The sequence below is a fragment of the Ancylobacter defluvii genome (assembly GCF_018390605.1).
GTDB lineage: Bacteria > Pseudomonadota > Alphaproteobacteria > Rhizobiales > Xanthobacteraceae > Ancylobacter > Ancylobacter defluvii.
The window spans coordinates 1-6,545 of record NZ_JAHBGD010000023.1 but is presented as its reverse complement, the minus strand read 5'-3'; the positions used below and the strand labels follow the sequence as shown (position 1 = coordinate 6,545).

Genomic DNA, 6,545 nt, shown 5'->3' with positions numbered 1-6,545 from the left:
TCTATGAATCAGCGATTACCTCGGATGGGAATCCTGAATGTCGATCCGCTCTAGTGCTGTAAAGAAAAGTTCGCTGTCAGCGAACAAAAATCTACAGACTGGTGAAATTGGGCCGCGGCGTAGAGGATGGGCGTCACGGTACATGCCGGTCCTACCCACCCATCCCCCGCACCAACCACACATCCATCACCCACCCCCTTCCGCGCCCGCGCCTCGGCGCGGGCCGCAAGTATCCCCGGCCCCACCTCATCGAGCCGCCCGGCCACCAGCATCTCGTCCGTTGGGCCGAGATAGGCGCCCCAGCGGAGGTGCAGCGGCCGCTCCAGTTCCCCTGAAACCGCCCGCGCCCTATCCCCGCGCCGCAGCCCTATGAACCACCGCCCCGCTCACCGCCCCCGCGCGGCCCGCACCAGCACCGCCGTCGCCAGCAGCACCGTTGCCGCGCAAATCCCGCCGCACACCAGCCCGGCCGGGGTGATCCGCCCGGTGCCTTGCAGCCGGATGAAGTTGCCGACCCGGATATCGTAGCCGCCGTGGATCTCCTCGGGATGGGTCGGCACATAGCTGGATTCGATATCGGCAAGCGGGGCGGGGACGGCCATGATCGGTCTCCGGAAGCGGAATGGGACGAGGCTTGGCCGAGGCTGGCCGAAAGCGCGCCAGCCGGCGACAAGCGATCATGCGGCATGGCGGCACCGGAACGGAAGCACGATACTGGATCCGGCCATCCGCGCGCGCCGCACGGCCCCGGTTCCAGCCGGGATCTCCGGCCTACGCGCTGTGGCTCGGCCGGCCGGCGGCGTCCCGCCCCAGCCACACATCCATCACCCAGCCTTTTCGCGCGCGCGCCTCGGCGCGACGGCGCAGGACTTCCGCGCCCACTTCCATGAGCCGTCCCGCCAGCAGCATCTCGTCCTTTGTCCCGAGATAGGCGCCCCACCACACCTGCCCGTCCCAGCCGCGCGCCATCAGCGCGGCGAGCCCGGCGCCGTCGTCGAGCAGCACCACGAAGGCCGGCGCCGCGGGCGTCGCCTGCGCCACGCGCCGCCCGGTGGTCACCTCGACATTCTCGCCGATGCCGTTGAGCGGCATGCGGTGCGCCGCGCACAGCGCCTGCACCGCGGTGATGCCCGGCACCACCTCCACCTCGAAGGGCACCCCCATCCCGGCGGCACGCTCCAGCACCCGCAGCGTCGAATCGTAGAGCATCGGGTCGCCCCAGACGAGCAGCGCCCCGGTGCCGCCCTCGGGCACCTCCTCGGCGATCGCCCGCGCCAGCAGCGCCGCCCGCGCGCCATGCCAGGCCTCGACGCCGGCGCGGTAGCCGCCCGAGGTGTCGCGCCCCTCCTGCCCCCGCGCCGGGCTCGCCAGCGTCACCGTCCGCCACGGCGCCCGCCGATGCGCGGCGAGGATCGCCTCGCGCATCGCGATCAGCTCGGCCGCCGCCTCGCCCTTGTCGAGCAGCACGAACACATCGGCGCGATTGATCGCCTCGACGGCCCGCAGCGTCAGAGCGGCGGGGTCGCCCATGCCGATGCCGATGACCAGGACGCGCCGGCTCATTCCTCGGGCGCGCCCTCGCGCGCGGCAAACACCCGCTTGGCGACGAACAGCGCGTTCAGCGCCGCCGGGAAGCCGGCATAGAGCGCCATCTGCATGATGGTCTCCACCATCTCGTCGCGGGTGGCGCCGCAATTCAGCGCCGAGCCGATATGCACCTCCAGCTCGCGCTCGGCATGGCCGAGCGTCACCAGCCCGGCGACGGTGGCCAGCATGCGGGTGCGCAAATCGAGGCCGGGGCGGGAATAGATGTCGCCATAGCCGAACTCGAAAATATAGCGGGCGAAATCGGGGGCGATATCGGCGAGCGCGGTCATCACCTGCTCGCCGGAGCGGCCGGTGATCTCAGCCAGCTTCGCCTGTCCGCGCGTCAGCCGGTCGGTTTCGGTCTCATTGGTCATCGCGCATCGTATCCTGGCCTGATCATACACCGCACCGCACTCACCCGACGCTCAGCCGCGACCGGTGCGGCGGGCGACGATCTCCAGCGCCCGGGCGATGCTCGCCTGCTTGTCGAGTTCGGTATTGTCGATCAGCTCGGCATCCACCGCCCGCAGCAGCGGTGCGGCGGCGCGGCTGCTATCGCGTTGATCGCGCTTGAGAATATCTTCCAGCACCGACTGCGGCGTCACCGGTTCGCCGCGCGCCGACAGCTCGGCATAGCGCCGGGCGGCGCGGGCTTCCGGGCTCGCGGTGACGAAGATCTTCACCTCCGCCTCGGGAGCGATCACGGTGCCGATGTCCCGCCCGTCCAGCACCGCCCCGCCCGGCTGGCGGGCAAAGTCGCGCTGAAGATCGATAAGTGCCTGCCGTACCTCGGCAATTTCCGCCACCCGCGAGGCGGCCTCACCCACCGGGCCGGTGCGCAGCGCCTCGCCGTCGAGGTTCTGCACATCGAGCGCCGCCGCGAGGCCGGCAAGCGCCGGCACATCGGAAAAATCCAGCCCGCGCGCCAAAACCTCAGCGCCGACAGCACGATAGAGCAGGCCGGTGTCGAGATGCGGCAGCCGGAAATGCGCCGCCAGCGCCCGCGCGACGGTGCCCTTCCCCGATGCCGCCGGCCCGTCTATGGCGATGATCACGAAGTCACCTCGAGGGCGGCGCCGAGCCCCGTCATCAGCGGCACGAAGGCCGGGAAGCTGGTGGCGACGAAGGAAATGTCATCTATTTTCATAGGCTTGCCGGAGGCGAGCCCCAGTATGAGGAAGCTCATGGCGATGCGGTGATCCATGTGGGTGGCCACCGTGCCGCCGCCCGGCACCGCGCCGGAGCCGTGGACGATGAGGTCCTCACCCTCGATGGAATGTACGACCCCAGCCTGGGCAAGCCCCGCCGCCACCGCCGCCAGCCGGTCGGATTCCTTCACCCGGAGCTCGGAAAGGCCGCGCATCCGCGTGGTGCCGCGAGCAAAGGACGCCGCCACCGCGAGGATCGGGTACTCGTCGATCATCGACGGCGCCCGCTCCGCCGGCACGTCGACGCCGGTGAGCGCGGAGTGCCGCACGCGCAGATCGGCGACGGTCTCGCCGCCCTCCGCGCGCTCGCCAAGCTGTTCGATCGAGGCACCCATCTCCTTGAGCGTCTTGAACAATCCGGTGCGCAGCGGGTTGGTCATCACCCCCTTTATGTTGATGTCGGAGCCCGGCACGATCAGCGCCGCCACCAGCGGAAAGGCAGCGGAAGACGGGTCCGCCGGCACGGCGATCGGCGCCGGCTTCAGCTCCGGCCGGCCCTGCAGCGTCACCTTGCGGCCATGCTCGCCATAAGGCTCCACCCGCACATCGGCGCCGAAATGCGCCAGCATGCGCTCGGTGTGGTCGCGGCTGGCTTCCTTCTCGATCAGCGTCGTCTCGCCCGGCGCGCCGAGCCCGGCGAGCAGCACCGCCGACTTGATCTGCGCCGAGGCGACCGGGCTCTCATAGGTGATCGGGATGAGATCGCCCGGCCCCTTGAGTCGGATCGGCAGGCGCCCGCCCTCGGCGGCTTGCTCAACGGAAACACCCATCTTTTCAAGGGGATCGAGGATACGGCGCATCGGCCGGCGGCGCAGGCTGGCGTCGCCGTCGAAGATGGCTTCGACCGGGCTGCCGGCCACCATTCCCATCACCAACCGGGCGCCGGTTCCGGAATTGCCGAAATCGAGCGGCGCCTCCGGCGCCCGCAGCCCGCCAATGCCGACACCCTCGACGCGCCATTCGCCGACATCGAGCCGTTCGGCCCGCGCGCCCAGCGCCGCGCAGGCCTTGGCAGTGTTGAGCACGTCCTCGCCTTCCAGCAGTCCGGTGATCCGCGTCACGCCGATGGCGAGGGCTCCGAAGATCAGCGCCCGGTGCGACACGGATTTGTCGCCCGGTACCCTCACGCCCCCTGAAAGCGGACCGGAACGCAACGCGGTAGCCGGGGAGGGCGCCGCGGCATATCCACCGGACGAAAGAACAACGGCACTCATTGAAGGCACCTCGGGAGAAGCTTAGATGGGGCGCGAATTCTCCTTACACGGCGATGTGAGCCGCGTCACGGCTTAGCGCGATTGCGTCTTGACAGCGCAAGAAGCTGCGTCCAATGGGAGCCACCCTTTTTCACCCACCACCTTCCGAGGTCCTATCCGTGGTGAAACCTGAACTTGGCACCAAGCGTGTCTGCCCCGTCACGGGGCGCAAATTCTACGATCTGAACAAGGATCCGGTGATCTCGCCCTATACCGGGCAGATTGTACCGATCACCGCTCCGATCACCCGCGGCCGGCCTGAACCCAGCCGCCCGGCCGAGACCCCGGCGGAAAACGAAGCCGAGGAGGCCGAGGACGTCGAGCTCGTGTCGCTGGAGGACGCCGACGAGGAGGCCGCCAGCCCGGCCAAGGCGGCGACGTCCGACGACGATATCGAGATCGACGACGAGGTCGATGCCGATGGCGATGAGGACGACACCTTCCTCGAGGAAGACGAGGACGACGGCGATGATGTCACCGATCTCATCGGCGACGGCCTCGAGGACGACGAGGAAGGCTGACGGCGAAATCCACAGGGCGGAGAATTCGAGACTTGCAGTCTCCTTCGCCCTGTGCTTTACGAGCGCACCGCAGCGGTTGAAGCCGCCGCGACAAGTCGGGTGATCCCCAAGCGAGCCGCATTCGTGAGGCTCGTACGCCCGACGCCCCCGGTGGGGCCATAGCTCAGTTGGGAGAGCGCTTGAATGGCATTCAAGAGGTCGGCGGTTCGATTCCGCCTGGCTCCACCAATTAAATCAAGCACTTAGGTGCACTTCCCGCTACTGGTTACAAATTTTGTAGCTACATTGTAGCCAGCAGCCGCTCAACGGCGGCGGACACACTCACCCGAATCACCATTCGCGTGACGGGGCTAGGTTGCTGGGCTATGCCGGCTGCTCAGTGGCAGTGGCGTGTCAATCCTTCGCTCAAGGCGCCCAGAAATCCGGCGAGGTGCGCGGCGTTGCCCTTCTCGGCGATGTCGGCAAGAACCCAGCCCAACACCACGCGGCCGGTAAAGTAGCTGCACGTCGGGGACTGCATCGCTGCGACGAGCGTCGCCCCGTGGGCAGCAGCGACGGCGCAATCCGTTGCCGAGTTGCCCGCCGGCTCGACAGCCCAAAAGTTCCGGCCTGTGGGCGTGTTCGTGATGAAAGGAAGCTGGGCGAATATTCTATCGCACTCCTCGCCGGTGAACTCGACCGGCGTCTGGTCGACGGGCGCCAGGAAGCGTGGCGCGCGAGGCGTGGGCGCCGTGCCGGTCTGTGGTCCCGTGAGATCGGCGAGGACGATGGCCTCGTCTATGATGCGTTCGATGTTCGGCTGTGCGCTCATCGGGCGGCCTCACACAATCTCATATGCTGTTGTTTCGAGGTCGAGCGCCAGCGACAGCAGCACGTGAGCGCCTGGTCCATCATTGCCCGGTCGCACTCAAAGCCCTCCTGCCATGCCACCTGCGTGAACCAAATCATTGTGTGCAGTTGGCTCGCAGTGCTTACGAGTTGTCATGAAGCCGCCAGCGGGCTTCGCGGTCGTCGTCGTTGTCGGGGGTTAGGGGCTCGTTAAGGGTGTTGGCGGTCATGGCAGCGATCGAACATTTCCGTGCCGACCCTCAAGAGAATGGAAGCCAGCGATGGCCCTCCGTCTGGGATGACCAACAATATCGCAGCAGTCGTAGCCGCCCTCGAATCCGCCGGCATCCAGTTCCTCGCCAGCGGCGACGTGGCGGCTGGGAGTGGGGTGATGTTGAGGGGGGTAGCCAGACTAGTGGGGTATGATCACCGCTCCGCCTCATTTGGACAGCTGAGACGCCGGGCATATTGTCGAGTGCCCCAACTTGGAGCACGCTGTGGGGAAGAACGGGTGGGGCTATGTTACCGGAAAATAATGGGAAGAGCCCGGTATCGGTTGCTGGCTTGGTAAAGGCGACACTTGCCGGCGGGTTGCTGTTTCTCCTGCCGATCATTCTCGTGGTGATCGTGATCGGCCACGCGGTCAAGCTGATGGCGGCGATCGCCGAGCCGGTTGCCCATCTCCTGCCGGCCGGTTCCATCGTCGGCCTGCACAGCGAGAACATACTCGCCATCCTCCTCCTTGTGCTGATCTCGCTGTTTGCCGGCCTAGTCGCCAGGACGAGGCCCGGACGACGGGTCATGCGCTGGTCGGAAACCTCACTGCTCGGCGGCATGCCGCAATATCAACTGGTGAAAAGTGTTGCCCAGGGGATGGCGCAGGTCGAGAACATGGAGGGCGTCAAGGTGGCTCTCGTCAGCATCGATGGAGGCTGGCAGATCGGGTACCTGCTCGAAACACTGCCGAACGGCTGGACGACAATCTTCGTCCCCCAGGCACCGACACCCATGTCGGGAAACGTGATGTATCTGCCCGCGGACCGGGTGCAGCCGCTCACCATGTCGATGGCCCAGGCGATGACACTGGTAAAGCGCCTAGGTCGGATCGACATTCATTTGAGCCAGATCATGGCGCCAGCGAGATGAAC

8 protein-coding genes and 1 tRNA gene are annotated in these 6,545 nt (G+C 67.0%); 3 read left to right on the top strand and 6 right to left on the bottom strand.

The window, feature by feature from the left end; translation table 11 throughout:
* Window positions 1–386 precede the first annotated feature (386 nt).
* From KHC24_RS16310 to aroA, 5 genes are all read right to left on the bottom strand, one after another.
* Entirely contained in the window at window positions 387–602 is a 216-nt protein-coding gene (locus KHC24_RS16310; protein ID WP_213364387.1) for a hypothetical protein, read from the bottom strand.
* Between the two features lie 169 nt (window positions 603–771).
* Window positions 772–1,563, bottom strand: coding sequence for a precorrin-6A synthase (deacetylating) (gene cobF / locus KHC24_RS16305; RefSeq protein WP_213364386.1), 792 nt, complete (start codon window positions 1,561–1,563; stop codon window positions 772–774).
* A complete protein-coding gene (locus tag KHC24_RS16300) occupies window positions 1,560–1,961 on the bottom strand; it encodes a carboxymuconolactone decarboxylase family protein (RefSeq protein WP_213364385.1) in 402 nt (133 codons plus the stop codon). The genes cobF and KHC24_RS16300 overlap by 4 nt, the downstream gene beginning before the upstream one ends.
* A gap of 51 nt (window positions 1,962–2,012) precedes the next feature.
* Window positions 2,013–2,642: a (d)CMP kinase gene (gene cmk / locus KHC24_RS16295; protein ID WP_213364384.1), complete on the bottom strand. Its 630-nt coding sequence runs from the start codon at window positions 2,640–2,642 to the stop codon at window positions 2,013–2,015.
* Window positions 2,639–4,009: a 3-phosphoshikimate 1-carboxyvinyltransferase gene (gene aroA / locus KHC24_RS16290; protein ID WP_213364383.1), complete on the bottom strand. Its 1,371-nt coding sequence runs from the start codon at window positions 4,007–4,009 to the stop codon at window positions 2,639–2,641. The genes cmk and aroA overlap by 4 nt, the downstream gene beginning before the upstream one ends.
* 158 nt (window positions 4,010–4,167) lie before the next feature.
* Between aroA and KHC24_RS16285 the strand changes: the two genes are divergently transcribed.
* Complete coding sequence (locus KHC24_RS16285) at window positions 4,168–4,569, top strand: TIGR02300 family protein (RefSeq protein WP_213364382.1); 402 nt, start codon at window positions 4,168–4,170, stop codon at window positions 4,567–4,569.
* Window positions 4,570–4,721: 152 nt separating this feature from the next.
* A tRNA-Ala gene (locus tag KHC24_RS16280) sits at window positions 4,722–4,797 on the top strand.
* A 148-nt stretch (window positions 4,798–4,945) separates the two neighbouring features.
* Here KHC24_RS16280 and KHC24_RS16275 read toward each other — a convergent pair.
* Window positions 4,946–5,380, bottom strand: coding sequence for a hypothetical protein (locus KHC24_RS16275; RefSeq protein WP_213364381.1), 435 nt, complete (start codon window positions 5,378–5,380; stop codon window positions 4,946–4,948).
* A 581-nt stretch (window positions 5,381–5,961) separates the two neighbouring features.
* Between KHC24_RS16275 and KHC24_RS16270 the strand changes: the two genes are divergently transcribed.
* Complete coding sequence (locus KHC24_RS16270; protein ID WP_213364380.1) at window positions 5,962–6,543, top strand: DUF502 domain-containing protein; 582 nt, start codon at window positions 5,962–5,964, stop codon at window positions 6,541–6,543.
* The last annotated feature ends 2 nt before the right edge of the window (window positions 6,544–6,545 follow it).

Excerpts from the sequence above, each read along its gene's own strand:
- aroA (WP_213364383.1), bottom strand. The coding sequence starts at position 4,009 with ATGAGTGCCGTTGTTCTTTCGTCCGGTGGATATGCCGCGGCGCCCTCC.
- KHC24_RS16275 (WP_213364381.1), bottom strand. The coding sequence starts at position 5,380 with ATGAGCGCACAGCCGAACATCGAACGCATCATAGACGAGGCCATCGTC.
- KHC24_RS16310 (WP_213364387.1), bottom strand. The coding sequence starts at position 602 with ATGGCCGTCCCCGCCCCGCTTGCCGATATCGAATCCAGCTATGTGCCG.
- cobF (WP_213364386.1), bottom strand. The coding sequence starts at position 1,563 with ATGAGCCGGCGCGTCCTGGTCATCGGCATCGGCATGGGCGACCCCGCC.
- KHC24_RS16300 (WP_213364385.1), bottom strand. The coding sequence starts at position 1,961 with ATGACCAATGAGACCGAAACCGACCGGCTGACGCGCGGACAGGCGAAG.